This window comes from Pseudomonas sp. Z4-7 (assembly GCF_051131965.1).
Taxonomy (GTDB): domain Bacteria; phylum Pseudomonadota; class Gammaproteobacteria; order Pseudomonadales; family Pseudomonadaceae; genus Aquipseudomonas.
Genome location: NZ_CP071642.1, coordinates 3,228,740 through 3,247,805, shown reverse-complemented (window position 1 = coordinate 3,247,805; position 19,066 = coordinate 3,228,740). Strand labels below are relative to the sequence as shown.

17 protein-coding genes are annotated in these 19,066 nt (G+C 63.6%); 10 read left to right on the top strand and 7 right to left on the bottom strand.

The window, feature by feature from the left end; genetic code table 11:
• Positions 1-53: 53 nt before the first annotated feature.
• Genes J3P91_RS14655 through J3P91_RS14640 form a run of 4 tightly spaced genes read right to left on the bottom strand, consistent with a single transcriptional unit; the run spans position 54 to position 4,691 of the window.
• A complete protein-coding gene (locus J3P91_RS14655; protein ID WP_434600834.1) occupies positions 54-536 on the bottom strand; it encodes a response regulator in 483 nt (160 codons plus the stop codon).
• Complete coding sequence (locus J3P91_RS14650; protein WP_434600833.1) at positions 533-2,845, bottom strand: ATP-binding protein; 2,313 nt, start codon at positions 2,843-2,845, stop codon at positions 533-535. Before J3P91_RS14650 ends, J3P91_RS14655 begins: the two co-directional genes overlap by 4 nt.
• A complete protein-coding gene (locus J3P91_RS14645; RefSeq protein ID WP_434600832.1) occupies positions 2,842-3,510 on the bottom strand; it encodes a response regulator in 669 nt (222 codons plus the stop codon). The genes J3P91_RS14650 and J3P91_RS14645 overlap by 4 nt, the downstream gene beginning before the upstream one ends.
• Positions 3,507-4,691: a sensor histidine kinase gene (locus J3P91_RS14640; protein ID WP_434600831.1), complete on the bottom strand. Its 1,185-nt coding sequence runs from the start codon at positions 4,689-4,691 to the stop codon at positions 3,507-3,509. Before J3P91_RS14640 ends, J3P91_RS14645 begins: the two co-directional genes overlap by 4 nt.
• Positions 4,692-4,866: 175 nt before the next feature.
• Between J3P91_RS14640 and J3P91_RS14635 the strand changes: the two genes are divergently transcribed.
• The 4 genes from J3P91_RS14635 (at position 4,867) to J3P91_RS14620 (ending at position 9,480) form a co-directional block, all read left to right on the top strand.
• Positions 4,867-5,388 (top strand): SgcJ/EcaC family oxidoreductase, encoded by a 522-nt coding sequence (locus tag J3P91_RS14635; RefSeq protein ID WP_434600830.1) that lies wholly within the window; start codon positions 4,867-4,869, stop codon positions 5,386-5,388.
• Between the two features lie 150 nt (positions 5,389-5,538).
• Entirely contained in the window at positions 5,539-6,048 is a 510-nt protein-coding gene (locus J3P91_RS14630; RefSeq protein ID WP_305500951.1) for a sigma-70 family RNA polymerase sigma factor, read from the top strand.
• Entirely contained in the window at positions 6,048-6,989 is a 942-nt protein-coding gene (locus J3P91_RS14625; protein WP_434600829.1) for a FecR domain-containing protein, read from the top strand. Before J3P91_RS14630 ends, J3P91_RS14625 begins: the two co-directional genes overlap by 1 nt.
• A gap of 67 nt (positions 6,990-7,056) precedes the next feature.
• Positions 7,057-9,480: a TonB-dependent siderophore receptor gene (locus J3P91_RS14620; protein WP_434600828.1), complete on the top strand. Its 2,424-nt coding sequence runs from the start codon at positions 7,057-7,059 to the stop codon at positions 9,478-9,480.
• Positions 9,481-9,698: 218 nt separating this feature from the next.
• Here the strand turns inward: J3P91_RS14620 and J3P91_RS14615 are convergent, their stop codons facing one another.
• Positions 9,699-10,100 (bottom strand): hypothetical protein, encoded by a 402-nt coding sequence (locus J3P91_RS14615; protein WP_434600827.1) that lies wholly within the window; start codon positions 10,098-10,100, stop codon positions 9,699-9,701.
• Positions 10,101-10,348: 248 nt separating this feature from the next.
• Between J3P91_RS14615 and J3P91_RS14610 the strand changes: the two genes are divergently transcribed.
• Entirely contained in the window at positions 10,349-11,419 is a 1,071-nt protein-coding gene (locus tag J3P91_RS14610; RefSeq protein ID WP_434600826.1) for a M42 family metallopeptidase, read from the top strand.
• 115 nt (positions 11,420-11,534) lie between these two features.
• Here J3P91_RS14610 and J3P91_RS14605 read toward each other — a convergent pair whose 3' ends face one another.
• Positions 11,535-12,014 carry a DUF1348 family protein gene (locus J3P91_RS14605; RefSeq protein WP_434600825.1) on the bottom strand — a complete coding sequence of 160 codons (480 nt, stop codon included), beginning with the start codon at positions 12,012-12,014 and terminating at the stop codon, positions 11,535-11,537.
• Positions 12,015-12,106: 92 nt separating this feature from the next.
• Positions 12,107-12,673: a TetR/AcrR family transcriptional regulator gene (locus tag J3P91_RS14600; RefSeq protein WP_434568359.1), complete on the bottom strand. Its 567-nt coding sequence runs from the start codon at positions 12,671-12,673 to the stop codon at positions 12,107-12,109.
• Positions 12,674-12,797: 124 nt separating this feature from the next.
• On the opposite strand from J3P91_RS14600, the gene pssA reads away from it, so the two are divergent.
• The 5 genes from pssA to J3P91_RS14575 all read left to right on the top strand — a co-directional run bounded on the left by pssA (position 12,798) and on the right by J3P91_RS14575 (position 19,061).
• Positions 12,798-14,141 carry a CDP-diacylglycerol--serine O-phosphatidyltransferase gene (gene pssA / locus J3P91_RS14595; protein WP_434568360.1) on the top strand — a complete coding sequence of 448 codons (1,344 nt, stop codon included), beginning with the start codon at positions 12,798-12,800 and terminating at the stop codon, positions 14,139-14,141.
• 11 nt (positions 14,142-14,152) lie between these two features.
• On the top strand, positions 14,153-15,169 hold the full coding sequence (locus J3P91_RS14590; protein ID WP_434600824.1) for an AraC family transcriptional regulator: 1,017 nt from the start codon (positions 14,153-14,155) through the stop codon (positions 15,167-15,169).
• Between the two features lie 250 nt (positions 15,170-15,419).
• Positions 15,420-17,084 (top strand): AMP-binding protein, encoded by a 1,665-nt coding sequence (locus J3P91_RS14585; protein ID WP_434600823.1) that lies wholly within the window; start codon positions 15,420-15,422, stop codon positions 17,082-17,084.
• Between the two features lie 16 nt (positions 17,085-17,100).
• Complete coding sequence (locus J3P91_RS14580) at positions 17,101-17,862, top strand: SDR family NAD(P)-dependent oxidoreductase (RefSeq protein ID WP_434605145.1); 762 nt, start codon at positions 17,101-17,103, stop codon at positions 17,860-17,862.
• Between the two features lie 11 nt (positions 17,863-17,873).
• Positions 17,874-19,061, top strand: coding sequence for an acetyl-CoA C-acyltransferase (locus tag J3P91_RS14575; protein ID WP_434568364.1), 1,188 nt, complete (start codon positions 17,874-17,876; stop codon positions 19,059-19,061).
• Positions 19,062-19,066 lie beyond the last annotated feature (5 nt).

Here is a 19,066-nt window from a genome sequence, read left to right as displayed (position 1 = left end):
GGAGCGCCAGCCCGGCCCAGCGGGAGCAAGCTCCCTCGCCACGCCACGCCACGCTACGCTGACGGCTCGATGCGCTGGTCAGCCGTCCCTCGATGCTGGCGCAACAATTCGATCTGCTCGGCGGGAATCAATGTACGCAGCGATTTATACAGGGCTCGGGTTTCCAGCAGATTCCAGACCCGCAGCATGGTTTCCAGGGCGTCGAGGGGCTTGCTGATGAAGTCCCGGGCGCCTAATGCCAGGGCCCGCAGGCGGGTGTCGCGGGTGGCGTCGGCGGTCAGTACCAGGATCGGTAGGTAGTCATTGGCCGGGATGCGCCGGTTGAGCTGCTCCAGCACGGCAAACCCGTCGAAGGCCGGCATGTGCAGGTCGAGGATGACCAGGTCGGGCTCGAAACTGTTGAACAGGTCGAGAGTGCGCAACGGCTCGGTGCTGCTCAGCACGTTGTGCAGCCCTTCACGGGCCAACAGTTGTTCCATCAGCTCAAGGTTGGGGCGCTGATCGTCGATAATCATGATGCGCAGATCGCGATTCATGCGGACTCCGGTAAATAATGTTCAAGGTGGCCGAGGAAGGCCTGGATATGAATGGGCTTGGTCAAGATCGCCGTGGCGCCGGCCTCGCGCAGGGCGCGGTGAGTGAGGTCGCTGGCATCCGCGGTGATCATCAGCACCGGCGTGGACGCGGTTGCCGCCGACTGGCGCAACCGACGCAGGACTTCCAGCCCCTCCAGGTCCGGCAATGTCACGTCGAGCAGGATCAGCTGCGGCGCGTGCTGGCGCGCCAGGTCCAGGCCCAACTGGCCTTGCATGCTCGATAGCAGCTGGATGCCCGGGCGACGCTGCATCAGGGTTTCGATCAAGGCGAGGCTCGACAGGTTGTCTTCGATGCACAGGACCTTGCCGTCGAACTCGGTGCGCGGGCGGGTGATTTCCAACGCCGCCAATGGCGGCAACTGGGCGCCTGATACCTGGGCAGCGGGCAAGCGCAAGGTGAAGCAGCAGCCTTGTCCCGGTTCACTAAGTACCTGAAGGCTACCCTGCATCATCTCCAGCAGGCTTTTGCTCAGGGACAGTCCCAGGCCTGTGCCTTCGACCTGCGGGTCGGCGCCCAGGCGTTCGAACGGCTTGAACAACTGGTCCAACTGTTCGGGGGCGATGCCGTGCCCGGTGTCGCTGACGGCAATGCCCACCTGTTGGTCCTCGACACTCACTTCGATGCGCACCTCGCCGCCGGGCCGGTTGTACTTGATGGCGTTGGAGAGGAGGTTGAGCAACACCTGCACCAGGCGCTGGCGATCGGCAAGCACGCCACTGCCTTCGGGCAGCGCGGGCAGGGCGGCCAGATGAATTCCTGAATCCGCGGCCATCGGCGACACCAGCGTCAAGGCTTCGTGCAGCACGGTCGGCAGGGCAATTGGCTCGATGTTCAGGGGCAGCCGGCCGGCTTCGATCCGGGCGATGTCGAGCACTTCGTTGATCAGGGCGAGCAAATGCTGGCCGGCGCGCAGGATGTGGCTGACCTGCGGGCGCTGGCCGGCGACCGAGTCCATGTCCAGCAATTGCGCGAAGCCGAGGATGGCGTTCAGCGGCGTGCGCAACTCATGACTCATGCGCGAAAGAAACTCGCTCTTGGCCCGGCTCGCACTTTCCGCTTCCTCACGGGCGGTACGCAGGGCGATTTCAGCGGTGCGCCGGTCGGTGATGTCGCGGGTGATCTTGGAAAAACCACGCAGCGCGCCGGTGCTGTCGTATTGAGTGGTGATGACCACGCTGGCCCAGAAGCGACTGCCGTCCTTGCGGCAACGCCAGCCTTCTTCCATGTAATGGCCGTCGCGGGTGGCCTCGCGCAGGGCCATTTCGGGGTGGGCCGGGCACTCTTCGGCCAGGTAGAACAGCGAGAAATGCCGGCCGAGTACCTCCTGTTCGGTATAGCCCTTGATCCGTTCGGCCCCGGCATTCCAAGTGATCACATGGCCCTTGGCGTCGAGGGCAAAAATGCCGTAGTCCTTGACGCCATCGATGATCAGCCGCAGGCGTTCCTCGTTATCGCGCAGGGCGCGCTCGCGTTCGGCGAGCAACTGCCCGGCCTCCACCAGACGGGTGCCCAACTGGCCGATTTCGTCTTTCTCCGGCGGTTGCGGCAACAATGGCTGGCCCAGCGCCAGGCGCTGGGCGTTGCCTTGCACCTGCTGGACCCGGGCGACAATGCCCTTGGACAGGAACAGCACCGCGACGATCGCCCCGAACAGCCCGCACACCGCCGCCAGCAACGTCGCGAACAGCAGCCGCATGCGCGTGGCCGACGCGGCGGCGCTGCGGTCGGCGAGCAGGGCATCCTCGCGGATGCGCATGGCGCTGATCTGCTCGCGCAGTACGTCGAGCACCTGTTTGTTTTCGATCAGGATCGCGGTGATGGCCGCGGTGTCGTCGGCCTTGCCGGTGCGCAACGCCTGCAACCCGGCAAGCTTTTCGGTAATCAGCGGGGTAATGGTCTTGAGGTGCTCGCGCATCCTCGCGTCACGGATATTGTGATCCAGGCGTTGCAATGCAGCCTGGATCCTCGGGGTGGCCTGTTCGTAGCCGGGCAGGAAATCTTCACGCCGGGTCAGCAGGTAACCGCGCACGCTGGCCGCGGCCTCGGCCAGCAAGGTGTGCACGGCCTGGATGTCGCCCTGGACCAGCAGCACCCGGCGCACATCCTCTTCGGCACGGGCCGTCTGGCGTTCGGTGATGTAGATCAGCACCAGCGACAGCAGCAGGACCACCAACGGCAGCGAGATCACCACCAGCGCCTTGCCCCGCAACGGCAAGTCGGCCCATCTCCGGGCTGTCAGAAACCTCATGGCCATTGTCCGCTGGGTTGCGCCACCAGGCCCAGGGCAACGCCGCGCACCGCCGCCTGGGTCCGGTCGGCGGCGCCGAGCTTGCCGATGACCCGCTCCACATGCGCTTTGGCCGTGCCGGGGGCGATGCCGAGCTTTTCGCCGATCTCGCGATTACTGAACCCACCGGCCACCAGCCCGAGTACCTGGCGTTCGCGCGCGGTCAGAGCCTGGACGGGCGTTGCACCGTTGGCGCTGCGTTCGGCCATGCGGCGCAACAGGCGGGCGCTGACTGAACTGTTCAGTGCCTCTTCTCCCTGGGCGACCCGCCTGAGGGCCTGGAGCATTTCCTCGCGGCTGGCATCCTTGAGCAGATAGCCGACGGCGCCCGCACCGATGGCCGCTTCGAGGTGGTCGGGGCTGTCGTCCATGGTGAAGATCATCACTTTGATCTGCGGCTGGCGTTGTTGCAGGATGCGCGCCGCGCCGAGGCCGTTGAGCACGGGCATGCGGATATCGAGGATGGCGATGTCCGGCTGTAGCCGTTCGCACAGGTCGAGCGCTTCCTGGCCGTCGCAGGCCTGGCCGACGACTTCGAACCCTTCGGTACCGGCGAGCATGGAAATAAACCCGGTGCGGGTCACTTCGTGATCATCGGCCAACAGCAGGCGCAAGGGACGATTCATGGCTGTGCTCCGTGGGCTGGCAACGGCACGCTGGCCAGCAGTCGAGTGCCGCGGGCGGGTGCGCTACGACAGTCCAGTTGGCCGCCCAGCAGGCTCGCGCGCTCCTGCATGGCGGCCAGGCCGAGGTGGCGGGTGCCATTGGTCTCGATGGGTTGTTTCAGGGCGAAGCCGCAGCCATCGTCCTCGACCCGCAGCCAAGCCTGGCCGTCTCGTACCGCCAGCCCGAGGGAAACCTGATTGGCCTGGGCGTGCTTGAGAATGTTGTTGATGCCTTCCTGGGCGATGCGAAACAGCGCAATCTCGGTATTACCCGGCAGGCGAGCGATGCTGTGCTCGACCCAATCGACCCGGAGCCCGGCGTCACGCAGACGATCGGCCTCCTTGTCGACGGCTTTGTACAAGCCGAAATCGTCGAGCACATGCGGACGCAGGCCGCCGATCAGTTGCCGACCTTCGCCGACGCAGCCCTGGGCCAGTTCGAGAATGCCCCGCAGTTCCTCGGCCAGCGCCGCCGGCAAAGGCGGGCAGCGACCGGCGAACCCCTGGAGGCGCTGATGCAATCCAGCGAGGTTCTGCGCGAGGCCATCGTGCAGGTCATAGGCGACGCGCTTGCGCTCGTCCTCCTGGGCGCTGAACAACCGATGGACTAGCTCGGACATGGTCCGCTCGCGGGCCTGGAGCGTTTGCAGCAGGCGGCTGTTCTCCAGGTGCGCCGCCAACAGCGTGGCCAGCAATTGCAGCGATTCGATGTCTTCATTGTCAGGGGCGCCCAAGGGCACGCTGTTGCCTAATAGCAGCGCGCCGAACGCAACGCCGTCGGACCCGCGCAGAGGGATCCGCAGGATCTGCGGCAACGGCGTGCCGGGGCGATCCATCCACTGCGAAGCGGGCGAGGGCGGTTGGGCCAGCTCGGCGAGCAGCTCGAGGCGCTCGCCGCTGCCGTGGCTGGCGACGGTCTGCAACAGGCTGTCAGCGTTCCATTCCAGCAACAGACCGTGATCCATGGCGACGAACGCGCACGCACGTTCCACCGCGCGTTGGCGCATCTGCGCCAACGGCAAGCGGGTCAGTTCGTGCCCGGTGCCCAACAACAGGCCCAGGCGCGCCGCCCGGCTTTGCGACTGGCGGTACTGGGTGCGGATCGCCAAGGCGCTGCCAGGGTCATGGGGTGGGCTTTGCATGGGGAACTCCAGCGTGGAAGGGGAAACCGGCGCGGTTGGTGATGGTTTCATTAAACCCTGTGATCGACACCCGGCCTATCTGCCGAATGGCATAGGCGATCGGCACCGGTTGGCCGATGGCGACGCTTGCGAAGGCCGGCACAGTGGGCTCATTGAAACCCAAAGGAACGCTACGATGAAAATGAAAACCTGTGCCATTGCCGCTTTTCTCCTGCTGGGCGCCCCCCTTGCCCAAGCGCTTGAGACCACGCCGTTTGTCTACAGCACCGTGGCCGAGCAGCCGCAGAACGCCAACGACCGTGAAATCGCCGGGCTGTTCGACCGCTGGAACGCTGCATTGAAGACCGGCAGCGCCGTCGCGGTCACCAGCCTGTACGCCGCGGATGCGATTCTGCAACCGACCGTCTCCAACAAGGTGCGCAGTACCCCGGCGCAGATCCAGGACTATTTCGTGCACTTCCTGGCGGCCAAGCCGGTCGGGGTGATCAACTACCGGGAAATCCGTCACCTGGGGCCTGACGCGGCGATGGACAGCGGAGTCTATACCTTTACGCTGACCCAGACCGACGGTTCCAAGCGGGAAGTGCAGGCGCGCTATACCTTCCTTTACGAGCGACTCGACGGCCAGTGGAAAATCATCAACCATCACTCGTCGGCCATGCCGGAAGTACCGAAGACCCTGCAGGCCAGCCACTGACGGCAGGCAATATACGGCGCGCCCTGGGTGTCCAAGGGCGCCTGCTTCGCCAGACGTTTTGACCGTCGATGAATTAAAGCCTTGGATTCACCTGGGAACATTAATTAGAATCAGTCTCATTTAAGACATTCTTGCCCAGGGCCACTTCACATGCTTGATGCAGCTAAGCCGGCGGAGCACGCCCTCGACGCGTTATACCGTGATCATGGCGGTTGGCTGGAAGGCTGGCTGCGACGGCGCATGGGCAATGCCTGGGATGCCGCCGACCTGCGCCAGGATACGTTCCTGCGCGTACTGTCCAGCGCCCAGTCGCTGGCTGACCTGCATGAACCGCGCGCCTACCTGTTGACGGTGGGCAAGCGCTTGTTGAGCAATTTCTACACGCGCCGCCATCTGGAACAGGCTTATCTCGACGCGTTGGCCAGCCTGCCCGCCGAATGCGTGCCGTCTCCAGAGCAGCGGTGGCTGCTGCTGGAAACCCTGCAGGCCCTGGACGAGTTGCTCGATGGCCTGCCGCCGATGGTGCGTCGGGCGTTCCTGTGGAGCCAGCTCGAAGGCCTCGGTTACCGCGAGATCGCCGAGCGCCTGCAAGTCTCCGAACGCACGGTGAAGCGTTATATGGCCCAGGCCTACGAACATTGCCTGTTGGTGGACTTCTGATGCGCCAGGCTCCGTCGGCCGAAGCCCGTGAAGTCGCCCGGGCGGCGGCCCGCTGGCTGGCGCTGATCGAGTCAGGCGCCGATGAATTAGATCATGGCGCGTTGCAGCGCTGGCGCGAAAGCAAGGTCGAGCACGAAGCGGCCTGGCAGAAAGCCCAGCGCCTGCGCCAGCGGTTTGCCGAGGTGCCGTCATCGTTGGGCCTGGCCACCCTGGATCGTCCCGCACTGGCCCGTCGCAGCGTACTCAAGCGCGCGTTGGGTGTCGCCGCGCTGGTACCGACCGCGTGGTTGCTGGGACGTGAACTGCCGCTGGAGGCCTGGCGCGCCGACTTGCACACCGCCACCGGGGAACGCCGTCGGTGGACGCTGGCCGGTGGCAACGTTTTGCAGTTGAACACCGATAGCGCTGTGGACCTTGACCTTGAGGCGCGCCGCCTGATGCTGCTGCGCGGCGAGATCGCCCTGAAAGTCGTCGACGGCCCCTTGGCGGTCCAGCTCCCCTACGGTGAGGTGAGCGTCGGCCGAGGCGAAGTCTGTATTCGCCTGGATCAACGCAACTGCCGGGTTTCGGTAGTCAGCGGCGCGGTGCAACTGCAACCTGCGCAAGGGCCCGCGCGGAGACTCGAAGAAGGCCAACAGGTCGACCTAAGTGCCACTGGCGCGGCTGCGACCAGCACGTTCGACGCCGGGCAGATGGGCTGGCGTGAAGGCGTGCTCGTGGCGCAGAACCAGCCGCTGGGGGATTTCCTTCGGGAGCTGGACCGCTATCGCCCCGGCGTGTTGCGCTGGGACGAAGGGCTGGAAGCGCTCCGCGTCACCGGCAGCTTCCGCCTGGAAAACACCGACCGGATCCTCGCGCTGCTCTCGGCCAGCCTGCCGCTTGAGGTGCACATGCGTACCCGCTATTGGGTCACCTTGACGCCGCGAAAAAATATCGCCTGAAGCCTGTCCCCTTTTTTTGTCTCGCTTGTCATTCAAGGCAACTGAACAAAAAACGAGAGTTGCTCCAATGCCCGCAGCAGTATCTTTACGTTTTCGTCCGGCCCTTGCTGGCTGGCGCCCGTTGCTGAACCTGAGCCTCATGCTGAGCCTGAGCTCCGGTGCGTTTTTCATCTCGCCCAGCCAGGCCGAGGAAAGCGCCCGGCGCAGCTATCAGGTTCCCGCCGGCAGCCTCGGCGCCGCGCTGACCCGGTTCGCCGGGCAGGCTGGCGTCAACCTCTCGGTGGACCCGGCCCTGGTGAGCGGTCGCAACAGCGCCGGGCTCGCCGGCGAGTTTGGCGTGGAGGAGGGCTTTGCCCGGCTGCTCCAGGGTTCCGGCCTGCAGTTGCAACCGGTGGGAGAGCAGGCCTACATGCTCACTCCGGCGGCGCAAGGCAGCAGCCTGCAGCTGGCGCCGACCTCGATTTTCGGCGCCACCGGCGCGACGCAAGGCGATCCCTACGCAGGGGCGCAGGTGGCACGGCGTGGATCCCAGGGCTTGCTCGGCTCCCGTGACTTCATGGAAACGCCGTTCAGCATGACCACCTACACGGGGGAGACGGTCAAGAATCTGCAAGCACGGACCCTCGGTGACCTGGTCGCCAGCGACCCCTCGGTGCGCGCCACCAACCCGGCGGGCGGGCGTTATGAGCAATTCACCATTCGTGGCTTGAGCCTGTTCAACAGTGACGTGGCCTACAACGGCCTTTATGGCGTGCTGCCGACTTATACAATCGACATGGAGATGGCCGATCGCGTCGACATCCTCAAGGGCCCGACCCAACTGATCAACGGGATCTCGCCGCGAGGCAGCGTCGGCGGCGGGATCAACATAGTGCCCAAGCGGGCCACTGACAAGCCGATCACATCGCTGACCGGCAGCTATGCCTCCGAGAGCCAGCCCGGCGCTGCCGTGGATGTCGGCCGCCGTTTTGGCGAGGACAACCAGTTTGGCGTGCGTTTCAACGGCGTCAAGCAGGCCGGCGACACCGACTGGGATCATCAGCGCGTGGATCGCCAGATGGCCGTGCTGGGCCTGGACTTTCGTGGCGAGCGCCTGCGTCTTTCTACCGATATAGGCCACACCGAGCGTGACACCGACGCACCGCAGGAGCGCGTCCAGGTCGGCGCCGCCGCGCCGGTACCGCATGCCAGCGATGTGCGACGCAATTACGCGCAGCATTGGAGCAAGGCGCGTACCGAGGACACTTTCGGCGCTGTGAACGGCGAATTCGACGTCAGCGATTCGGTCATGCTCTACGGCGGTGTCGGGGCGCGTAAAAGCAACCACGACTTTCTGCGGCACAACGTGTCGGTCACTAATGCGGCCGGCGATTTCACCGTGTCGCCCCGCGACTTTACCCGGGACGAGAATGTGCGGACGGCCAATGCCGGGGTGCGCAACTGGTTCCAAACCGGCCCGGTGAGCCATGAGCTGAACCTGGCGGCCAGTTATTTCTACATGGATTTCGAGAACGGCGGCGCCCGTTATGCCAACGGGCGCAGCAACCTCTATGACCCGGTGCCGACACCGACGCCGAACACCCCCACACGGCCGGACCCGAAGGTCTACACCGAGAACCACTTCAGCGGCGTGGCGCTGTCCGACACCCTGGGTTTCTTCGATGACCGCCTGCTGCTGACCCTTGGCGCCCGCTGGCAGCGGGTGGAAGTTGACGACTGGTCCGATGGGATCAAAGGTCCCACCGCCTATGACGAGGAAAAAGTCTCGCCGTCGGGCGGCATCCTGTTCAAGGCCACCGACAAGCTGTCCCTCTACGCCAACTACATGGAAGGCCTGAGCCAGGGCAAGATCGCGCCGACGTCCTCGGACAACAGCGATGAAATCTTCCCGCCGTTCATCAGCCGCCAGGTCGAGGTTGGCGCCAAGTACGATGCCGGCGCGCTGGCCGTTACCGCCGCCGTGTTCCGGATCAAGCAACCGGCCTATGCCACCGACGCCACGACCAACGTCTTCGGCCCGAACGGCAAGCGCGAGAACACCGGCGCGGAAGTCAGCGTATTCGGTGAACCGGTCAAGGGATTGCGCCTGCTCGGTGGCGTGATGTACATCGACAGCGAACTGACCGACACCACCAACCCAGCGTTTGACGGCAACCGCGCGCCGGCGACACCGGAGTACAACGTCAACCTGGGCGCCGAATGGGACGTGCCGACTGTGCAGGGGTTGACCCTGACCAGCCGCGGCATCTATTCCAGCTCGCAGTACCTGGACCCGTCCAATACCAAGGAAATTGATTCCTGGGAGCGGTTCGACGTCGGTGCGCGGTATGCCTTCAAGGTCGATGACAAGCACATCACCTTGCGCGCCAATATCGAGAACGTGGCGGACAAGCGCTATTGGAGCTCGGCCGGGGCTTCGGACGACAGCGAGCCGGGGCTGACCCTGGCGACGCCGCGCACTTACCTGGTGTCGGCGACTGTCGATTTCTGACCGGGTTGCTGTTTATCCTGTGGGAGCGATCAGCCATGAAATTCTGGTCGCCCAATCCAACTGTGGGAGCGAGCCTGCTCGCGAAGAGGCCGGCACGTTCAACATCTTCATTGAATGTGATACCGCTTTCGCGAGCAGGCTCGCTCCCACAGGGGAACTTCGGCAGCCATAAAATTCGGGTCGCCAGGGAGATGCATTGGCCTTTTAAAAAGACAATGTCAGGCGTCGCGAAACAGGTCGTGGGCATCCAGCAGCCGCCAGGCGATTTCAGGCCGTTTGTCCAACCCCCGACGGATCGCCGCCGGAATCGACTGGCGGATCTTGCGGCACAGGCCTGGCTGGTCCTGGAATTCGATAGCGATGCCGCGCATGGTCCGCACTTCGTTGTAACCCGGCTCGATGGTTACCCGTACGCCGAGGTTTTCATACAACCGCTGCTGCAAGCGTTCAAGCTCGTCCAGGCTCTGGATGTTTTCCAGTCGCTCAAGCAGGCGTTTTTCTTCCTGACGATTCAGGCAAAGGATGCGCAAATCGCTGCCTGGCGTTTGCAGCAACGCATCACGCCCGCAATCACAGACGCCGGGCGGGCAGGGGGGACGGATCGGCATCGACGCGGTCATGGGCTCCACAAGGTCTGCGACACAACAAAACCGCCTTTGGGCGTAGGGGCGACCCCGGCAATGTGATGCCTCGCGGCGCGCTGGTCAACCCTCCCTAGAGGCCACTGGTCCGCGACCGGACAGGGGCCGCTCGTCTGTTTTGCCGCGATCCGATCAAATTTTTCAGCGCCGGAAGGGCTCAAGAAGACAAACACGTCGCGGCTCGCTCCGACAACTGGGCCGCTCCCGGAAAAAGGAGAACCCATCGTATGCAACCCGATCCGTCCACCTTACCGCTGCTGGAAGAATTGCTGATGGCCCGTGGGCCCGGCGGGCAGGAGCATGAAGTGCGCGACATCTGCCTGCGGGAACTGCGGCCGCATTGCGACGAGACCCGGGTCGACCCGGCCGGTAATGTCATTGGCCTGATCAAGGGCACACGCCCGAGCGGCAAGGCGAACCAGCCCATCCGGATCATGGCGCACCTGGACGAAATCGCCATGCTGGTCAAACGCATCGAGCCGGACGGCACGTTGCGCGTGGTGGCATTGGGCGGCGCCAATCCGATCAATTTCGGGGTGTGCCCGGTGGACATTCTCGGCGACCAGGATTTCATTCCCGGCGTACTTTCGTTCGGGTCGATGCACAGCACCGGTGAAACCCATCAGGGCGCCGATGTGCTGTCGGGGAACGTCAATTGGGGCGATGTCCATGTGATCACCCGGTGCTCCGGTGAGCAGCTGCAAGCGCACGGCGTGCGGCCCGGTACCCGGGTAGTGCTGAGCCAGCATTGGCGACGTCCGTTCCGGGTCGGCGATGCCATCGCGGCGCATTTCCTCGACGACCGCGCGCCGATGGTCGCGACACTGCAAGCCGCAAGGTTATTGGCTGAGCGCCGCGAAGAACTGGCAAACGACGTTTATTTCGTCTTCACCACACAAGAGGAAGAATCCAATGCCGGTGCGCTTTATGCCGCCAGCCATCTGCCGGGGGATGCCACGGTAGCGGTTGAAGTGGGCCCGATCATTTCCGAATACGCTACCCGACTGAGCGTCGATCCGATCATCAACACTGGCGATAAAAACGGTTGCTACAACCGCGAGATCGTCGACCAGCTGTACCAGGCCGGCAAACGTCGCGGGTTGACGCCTCAGTTCGCGCTGCTGGTGGATTTTGCCAGTGACGCCAGCGCGATCATGAGCAGCGGCGTGTCGGCCCGGGGTGGCTGCATTGCCATCCCAACTGAAAACACCCACGGTTACGAGCTGATCCTGGAAGGAAGTATCGAGGCCTGCGCGGTAACGTTGCTGGAATTCCTGCTGGATCGCGGCCACGACTGACACGCCAAAAATCCCTGTGGGAGCGAGCCTGCTCGCGAAAGCGGTTTCACAGCCGATGAAAATATCGACTGTGATGGCCCCTTCGCGAGCAGGCTCGCTCCCACAAGAGGGACAATTACAGGCCCAATTCGGACAGTCCCGGATGATCATCCGGACGACGACCCAGCGGCCAATGGAATTTTCGCTCGCTTTCCTTGATCGGCAGGTCGTTGATGCAGGCGTAGCGATTGAACATCAAGCCATTCTCGTCGAACTCCCAGTTTTCGTTGCCGTAGGAGCGGAACCAGTTGCCTGAGTCGTCGTGCCATTCATAGGCGTAACGCACGGCGATGCGGTTGTCGGTGAACGCCCAGAGTTCCTTGATCAGCCGGTAATACAGCTCCTTGGCCCATTTACGGGCCAGGAAGGCCTTGGCTTCTTCCCGGCTATGGACGAACTCGGCGCGGTTACGCCACTGGGTGTCGAGGGTGTAGGCCAGCGATACCTTCTGCGGATCGCGAGAGTTCCAGCCGTCTTCGGCCAGGCGAACTTTCTCGATCGCTGTTTCACGGCTGAACGGCGGCAGCGGCGGGCGAACTTCAGCAGAGGACGACATGGTTAATCTCCCGATAAATGAATGATGAATTGCACTATTGCCTGTCTCAACGGCAGTCTGTCTCAACGACGGTCTTGCGATACGCGTGTTGCTTATTCGATAGCCAGCAGGGTTTTCAGAACGTGCTGTGCCTGATCGGCTGCATTGTGATCGCCCATGACCAGTGCAACGGTGATGGCCCCATCGATCAGGATAAGCAGCTTCCCCGCCAGCACTTGCGGTTGCTCGATGCCTTGATCGCTGCACAGACGGGTTACATAGTCGAGCAGCTTCTGCTTGTGCATCTTCGCCACCTGGCGGACCGGGTCCTGCGGGTCGCCGGTTTCGCCGCTGGTATTGATGAAGGCGCAACCGCGAAAACCTTCGCTGTCGAACCAGCCCTTGAGCACCGGAAACAGGCTCAGCAACCGCGCGAGCGGCGTCGGCGCCTTGTCCACTTCGCTGCTGAACCAGTGCATCCAGCGTTCATCGCGGCGCTTGAGGGCGGCGACAACCAGGTCCTCCTTGTTGGCGAAGTAGCGGTAGATGCTTTTCCTCGAGACGCCGGCGGTTTTCACCAGGAGATCCATGCCGGTGGCGGCGATGCCACTTTTGTAGATCAACTTTTCGGCGACATCGAGGATGATGTCGCGTGTTTCATTGCTAGTGATTTCGTTCATGGATCGAACAGTAGAACGATCGTTCTCCTTGGTCAAATGTTTTTTCGTCGCGAAGGGGAGGCCCAAACCCGCGCGTCATGGTGTAAGCTCATCCGTTCTTCGGATTCGACCTTTTGCGAGCCCTATGCCGTCGCTTTTCAAACGCTCCCTGCTGCCCAAGCTGCGCAGCTTTCCACTCACCGCCGAGGCTGTGACCATCCTCGACGGCGCCGCCGAGTTTCGCCGTTGCCTGCTGGAGAAAATTGCCCAGGCGACCCAGCGCATCTACATCGTCGCGCTCTACTTGCAAGAGGACGAGGCCGGCCAGGAAATTCTTGACGCCTTGCATGCCGCCAAAGCCGCGCGCCCCGAGCTGGACATCGCCGTGGTGGTGGACTGGCTACGGGCCCAGCGCGGCCTGATCGGCGCCAAGAAGCAGCCGGGCAACTCGGCGTGGTACCAGCAGCAGACCCGCGTCCATGACAGCGAAGTGCCGATCTACGGCGTGCCGGTGCAGACTCGCGAGCTGTTCGGCGTGCTGCACTTGAAAGGCTTTGTGATCGATGATTGTGTGCTCTACAGCGGCGCGAGCCTGAACAACGTCTACCTGCACAAGTTCGAAAAATACCGCTACGACCGATACCACCTGCTGCAGAACAGCGCGCTGGCCGATTCGATGCATCATCTGGTGCAACATGGCCTGATCGCATCCAGGGCGGTGCATCGCCTTGACCTGCCGAACCTGCCCAGCACCCGCAGCTTGCGCAAGGACATTGGGGACCTGCGCAGCCGCCTCAAATATGCAACCTATGACACCACGGCTGGCAGCCTCGACAAGGACGGGCTGTCGGTGAGCCCGCTGCTGGGCGTCGGCAAGAATAATCCGCTGAGCAAGGTGATCAGCGAGCTGATCGCCAGCAGCCGTCAGCAACTGACCATCTGCACGCCCTATTTCAACCTGCCGCTGGCCGTGACCCGGGACATCAACCGTGCCCTGGCGCGCGGGGTACGGATCGACATCATCGTCGGCGACAAGACCGCCAACGATTTTTATATCCCGCCCAGCGAGCCGTTCAAGATCATTGCGGCGTTGCCCTATCTGTACGAGATCAGCCTGCGCCGCTTTGCCAAGCGGCATCAGCGCTACATCGACAGCGGCCAGTTGAACCTGCGTTTGTGGCGCGACGGCGATAACACCTACCACCTCAAAGGCATGTGGGTCGACGAGCGCTACACCTTGCTCACAGGCAACAACCTCAACCCGCGGGCGTTTCGCCTGGATCTGGAAAATGCCCTGTTGCTCGACGATCCCAAAGGGGAGCTGTTGGGGCCGCGGCAGGCTGAACTGGAGCGGATCTATCAACACACCCGGCGGATCGAACGCTACCTGGACCTGGAGACCCTGCCGGACTATCCCGCCGCGGTGAGCAAGTTTTTGAAACGGGTCAGCCGGGTGCGAATAGAGCGACTGCTTTACCGGATCCTGTGAACCGCCGCGCCATGTCGGAAAAAGACACCATCTCCATCCAGCTGGTGCGCGAGGCGCTGCTGCAAAGCTGCGCCCCTGGAGCCGCTACCGAAGAAGTCCTGAGCAAGGTCGGTATCGACCCCGCATGGCTCGACGAGCCCCAGGCGCGCGTGCCGGCCCATGCCTATGCGCGACTCTGGCGCCTGCTGGCAAGGCGGCTGGATGACGAGTTCTTCGGCATGGACCCGCGCAAGCTCAAGTCCGGCAGCCTGGCCTTCCTGTGCCAGTGCGCCATGGCCCAGCCGACGTTGGCGACCGGGTTGACGGCGGGGCTGGGTTTCCTCTCCTTGATGCTTGAACACCTGCCGGCGCAGTGGGTTCGCCAGCAAAGCCTGGCGGAAATCGTCCTGCTCGAAGACGACCAGGACCCGCGCCGGGCCTTTACCTATTTCACCTATTGGATGATCGTCCATGGCGTGGCCTGCTGGCTCGCCGGGCGGCGCATTCCAATCCTGTCCGTCGAGTTGCGTTGCCCGGCGCCGGATTTCTGCGATGACTATCGCGTGATGTTCTCGCAGAACCTGCGCTTCGACCGGCCCCGTACGCGGATGATCTTCTCCGCCGACTGCCTGGACCTGCCCATCCGCCGCAGTCCGGAGGAGCTCAAGCGCTTCCTGGCCCAGGCCCCGGCGAACATCCTGGTCAAATACCGCGACCCGCAAAGCCTCGCCAGCCGTATCCGCCATGATCTGCGCCAGCTGCCCGCCGAGCAGTGGCCGGAAACCGAGACCCTGGCTCAACAACTCTGCGTTTCCGCATCGACCCTGCGCCGCCGCCTGGCGGATGAGGGCCAGACTTACCAAGGCCTGAAAGACAGTGTGCGCAAGGAACTGGCGATCGCCTGGCTGGCCGAGCCCTCCATCAGCTTCGTCGAAATCGCCGCGCGGCTGGGTTTTGCCGATGCCAGCTCGTTCTACAAGGCGTTTCGCAAGTGGTCCGGGTCCAATCCCGGGCACTATCGCAGCCTGATTCTCAACGAGGCTGACTGATCCGGATTCCTGGTTGACTGGGCTGCCCTCTTCGCGAGCAGGCTCGCTCCCACATGGGACGGTCAATTTTCAATGTGGGAGCGAGCCTGCTCGCGAAGAGGGACCTCACTGACAACACACCCCCCGAACCATGGCCAAACCAGTCAAGCAACTTGAAAGCTTTGACCATTGCCCCGCAGCCCCTTCGGCGCGAGTATTTCCCTGCTATTCACGGTTCCCCACCAATAAAAAGTACAGAGGGATTCTGGTCATGCGCGATTATTCGTCCGCCACGTCGCAGTTCGATTACCTGCACACCGCCAATGCCGCTTTGCACGGTTCGCTCGAGGCGCTTAATGCCTGCGTGGAATGTTGCGACCGGCATGCCTTGCCGGGGCGCATTGCCTTGTTCTGGGAGGGGCGTGACGGCAGCGATGCGACGTGGACTTACCGTGACCTGCAGGACAACGCCGCGCGTTTCGCCAATTTCCTGCGCGCCCAAGGTGTTGGCAAGGGCGACAAGGTCGCCGGCCTGCTGCCGCGCAATGCCGAACTGCTGATCGTGGTGCTCGCCACCTGGCGTATCGGCGCGGTTTACCAGCCCCTGTTCACCGCATTCGGACCCAAGGCCATCGAGCACCGCCTCGGCAGCTCCGGCGCGCGTGTGGTGGTCACCGACGCCAGCAACCGGCCCAAGCTCAACGAAGTGCTCGGGTGCCCCACCATCGTTACGGTCGGCGGGGCGAAGGGCCAGGGCATCGTCCGCGGCGACTACAGTTTCTGGGCCGAACTGGCCAACCATTCCGACCAGTGCGAACCGCTGATGCTGACCGGCGAAGATCCGTTCCTGCTGATGTTCACCTCCGGCACCACCGGGCCGGCCAAGGCGCTGTCGGTTCCGCTCAAGGCCATCGTCGCGTTCCAGAGCTACATGCGTGACGCCGTGGATTTGCGTCCCGAAGACGCGTTCTGGAACGTCGCTGACCCGGGCTGGGCCTACGGCATCTATTTCGGCGTGACCGGGCCTCTGGCGCTGGGGCATCCGATCACCTTCTACGATGGTCCCTTCACGTTGGAAAGCACCTGCCGGGTGATTAACAAATATGGCATCAGCAACCTGGCGGGCTCACCAACGGCCTACCGTTTGCTAATCGCTGGCGGCGAGCAGTTCGCCCGCTCGATCCAGGGCAAGCTGCGCATCGTCAGCAGTGCCGGCGAGCCGCTGAACCCGGAAGTGATCCGCTGGTTTGCCGAGAACCTGAACGTGGTGATCCATGACCATTACGGCCAGACCGAGCTGGGCATGGTGCTGTGCAACCACCACGGCCTCGACCACCCGGTGCATTTGGGCGCGGCCGGCTTTGCCTCGCCGGGCCACCGCATCGTGGTGCTGGATGAAAATCAACGGGAGTTGGGGGTAGGGCAGCCAGGCATTCTTGCCGTCGATCGCAGCCAGTCGCCGATGTGCTGGTTCGCCGGTTACGAAGGCGGGCCGACCAAGGCGTTTGTCGGCGATTATTACTTGAGTGGCGATACCGTCGAATCCAACCCCGACGGCAGCATCAGCTTCGTCGGCCGCAGCGATGATGTGATCACCACGTCCGGCTATCGCGTTGGCCCGTTCGACGTGGAAAGCGCGCTGATCGAGCACCCGGCCGTGGTGGAAGCCGCGGTCATCGGCAAACCCGACCCTGAGCGCACCGAGCTGGTGAAAGCTTTTGTGGTGCTCAGCGCTCAGTACCGCGCAGCGCCGGAGCTGGCCGAAGAATTGCGCCAGCATGTGCGCAAGCGCCTGGCGGCCCATGCGTACCCCCGTGAAATTGAATTTGTCAGCGACTTGCCGAAGACCCCCAGCGGTAAGTTGCAGCGCTTTATCTTGCGCAACCAGGAGATCGCCAAGGCTCAAGAGGCCTTGGCGCAGAACGTTTCAGCTTGAATCCAAGGAAACCATGATGCAGATCGACAACAAGATTTTCCTCGTCAGCGGCGGTGCTTCCGGCCTCGGCGCGGCCACCGGCGAAATGCTCGTCAAGGCCGGCGCCAAGGTGATGCTGGTCGACCTTAACGCCGATGCGGTGGCCGCCCAGGCGCAAAAGCTCGGTTGCCGGAGCGTGGTCGCCGACATCAGCGACGAAGCGGCAGCCGAAGCAGCAGTCAAGTCCACGGTGGATGCGTTCGGTGGCTTGAATGGCCTGGTCAATTGCGCAGGCATCGTGCGCGGCGAGAAGATCCTCGGCAAGAACGGCCCTCATGCGCTCGCCAGTTTCAGTCAGGTGATCAACGTCAACCTGATCGGCAGCTTCAACCTGCTGCGCCTGGCTGCAGCGGCCATTGCCGAAACCGAGGCCAACGCCGACGGCGAACGCGGCGTGATCATCAATACCGCCTCGGTAGCAGCCTTCGACGGTCAGATCGGCCAGGCTGCCTACGCGGCGTCCAAGGGCGCGATTGCCAGCCTGACGCTGCCAGCCGCCCGTGAACTGGCACGCTTCGGTATCCGCGTGATGACCATCGCGCCAGGGATCTTCGAAACCCCGATGATGGCCGGCATGACGCCGGAAGTACGTGACTCCCTGGCCTCCGGCGTGCCGTTCCCGCCGCGCCTGGGCAAACCCGCCGAGTACGCCGCGCTGGTCCGGCATACCATTGAAAACAGCATGCTCAACGGCGAGGTGATCCGTCTCGACGGCGCCTTGCGCATGGCCGCCAAATAGGAGGATTTGTCATGTCCAACGATCCGATTGTCATTGTCAGCGCCGTCCGCACCCCGATGGGCGGCTTCCAGGGCGAACTGAAAAGCCTCAGCGCGCCGCAGCTGGGTGCTGCCGCCATCAAGGCCGCCGTGGAGCGGGCCGGCATTTCGCCACAGGCGGTTGAAGAAGTGCTGTTCGGTTGTGTGCTCGCCGCAGGGCAGGGCCAGGCGCCGGCACGCCAGGCGGCGCTGGGCGCCGGGCTCGATAAATCGACCCGCTGCACCACGCTCAACAAGATGTGCGGTTCGGGCATGGAAGCGGCGATCCTCGCCCACGATATGCTCGTCGCCGGCAGCGCTGAAGTGGTGGTGGCTGGCGGTATGGAAAGCATGTCCAACGCGCCGTACCTGCTTGATCGTGCCCGCAGCGGCTTGCGCATGGGCCATGGCAAGGTGCTTGACCATATGTTCCTCGACGGCCTCGAAGACGCCTACGACAAGGGCCGCCTGATGGGCACTTTCGCCGAAGATTGCGCCGAGACCAACGGCTACAGCCGTGAGGCCCAGGATGCCTTCGCCATCGCGTCCACCACCCGTGCCCAGCAGGCGATCAAGGACGGCAGCTTCGACGCCGAGATCGTGCCGGTGCAGGTCATGGTCGGCAAGGAACAGGTCACCATCCGTCACGACGAGCAGCCGCCCAAGGCGCGGATCGACAAGATCGCCACGCTCAAGCCGGCGTTCCGCGACGGTGGTACGGTGACGGCGGCCAACGCCAGCTCGATTTCCGATGGCGCCGCCGCCCTGGTGCTGATGCGCCAGAGCCAGGCGCAGCAGCGCGGTCTGAAACCGCTGGCGGTGATTCACGGCCACGCCGCGTTCGCCGACGCCCCGGGCCTGTTTCCCACGGCACCGATTGGTGCGGTGAAAAAACTGATGGGCAAGACCGGCTGGTCGCTGGGCGACGTCGATCTGTTCGAAGTCAACGAAGCTTTCGCCGTGGTCGGCCTGGTGACGATGGACAAGCTGGAAATCCCCCATGACAAGGTCAACGTCCACGGCGGCGCCTGTGCCCTGGGCCACCCGATCGGCGCATCCGGCGCGCGGATCCTCGTGACGCTGCTCTCAGCCCTGCGCCAGAAAGGCCTCAAGCGCGGTGTCGCGGCGATCTGCATCGGCGGCGGCGAAGCCACGGCCATGGCCGTTGAATGCCTGTACTGAGGAAT

What these genes read in the sequence shown, in the direction of transcription:
- J3P91_RS14655 (WP_434600834.1), bottom strand. Translation starts at nt 536, where the DNA reads ATGAATCGCGATCTGCGCATCATGATTATCGACGATCAGCGCCCCAAC.
- J3P91_RS14650 (WP_434600833.1), bottom strand. Translation starts at nt 2,845, where the DNA reads ATGAGGTTTCTGACAGCCCGGAGATGGGCCGACTTGCCGTTGCGGGGC.
- J3P91_RS14645 (WP_434600832.1), bottom strand. Translation starts at nt 3,510, where the DNA reads ATGAATCGTCCCTTGCGCCTGCTGTTGGCCGATGATCACGAAGTGACC.
- J3P91_RS14640 (WP_434600831.1), bottom strand. Translation starts at nt 4,691, where the DNA reads ATGCAAAGCCCACCCCATGACCCTGGCAGCGCCTTGGCGATCCGCACC.
- J3P91_RS14635 (WP_434600830.1), top strand. Translation starts at nt 4,867, where the DNA reads ATGAAAATGAAAACCTGTGCCATTGCCGCTTTTCTCCTGCTGGGCGCC.
- J3P91_RS14630 (WP_305500951.1), top strand. Translation starts at nt 5,539, where the DNA reads ATGCTTGATGCAGCTAAGCCGGCGGAGCACGCCCTCGACGCGTTATAC.
- J3P91_RS14625 (WP_434600829.1), top strand. Translation starts at nt 6,048, where the DNA reads ATGCGCCAGGCTCCGTCGGCCGAAGCCCGTGAAGTCGCCCGGGCGGCG.
- J3P91_RS14620 (WP_434600828.1), top strand. Translation starts at nt 7,057, where the DNA reads ATGCCCGCAGCAGTATCTTTACGTTTTCGTCCGGCCCTTGCTGGCTGG.
- J3P91_RS14615 (WP_434600827.1), bottom strand. Translation starts at nt 10,100, where the DNA reads ATGACCGCGTCGATGCCGATCCGTCCCCCCTGCCCGCCCGGCGTCTGT.
- J3P91_RS14610 (WP_434600826.1), top strand. Translation starts at nt 10,349, where the DNA reads ATGCAACCCGATCCGTCCACCTTACCGCTGCTGGAAGAATTGCTGATG.
- J3P91_RS14605 (WP_434600825.1), bottom strand. Translation starts at nt 12,014, where the DNA reads ATGTCGTCCTCTGCTGAAGTTCGCCCGCCGCTGCCGCCGTTCAGCCGT.
- J3P91_RS14600 (WP_434568359.1), bottom strand. Translation starts at nt 12,673, where the DNA reads ATGAACGAAATCACTAGCAATGAAACACGCGACATCATCCTCGATGTC.
- pssA (WP_434568360.1), top strand. Translation starts at nt 12,798, where the DNA reads ATGCCGTCGCTTTTCAAACGCTCCCTGCTGCCCAAGCTGCGCAGCTTT.
- J3P91_RS14590 (WP_434600824.1), top strand. Translation starts at nt 14,153, where the DNA reads ATGTCGGAAAAAGACACCATCTCCATCCAGCTGGTGCGCGAGGCGCTG.
- J3P91_RS14585 (WP_434600823.1), top strand. Translation starts at nt 15,420, where the DNA reads ATGCGCGATTATTCGTCCGCCACGTCGCAGTTCGATTACCTGCACACC.
- J3P91_RS14580 (WP_434605145.1), top strand. Translation starts at nt 17,101, where the DNA reads ATGCAGATCGACAACAAGATTTTCCTCGTCAGCGGCGGTGCTTCCGGC.
- J3P91_RS14575 (WP_434568364.1), top strand. Translation starts at nt 17,874, where the DNA reads ATGTCCAACGATCCGATTGTCATTGTCAGCGCCGTCCGCACCCCGATG.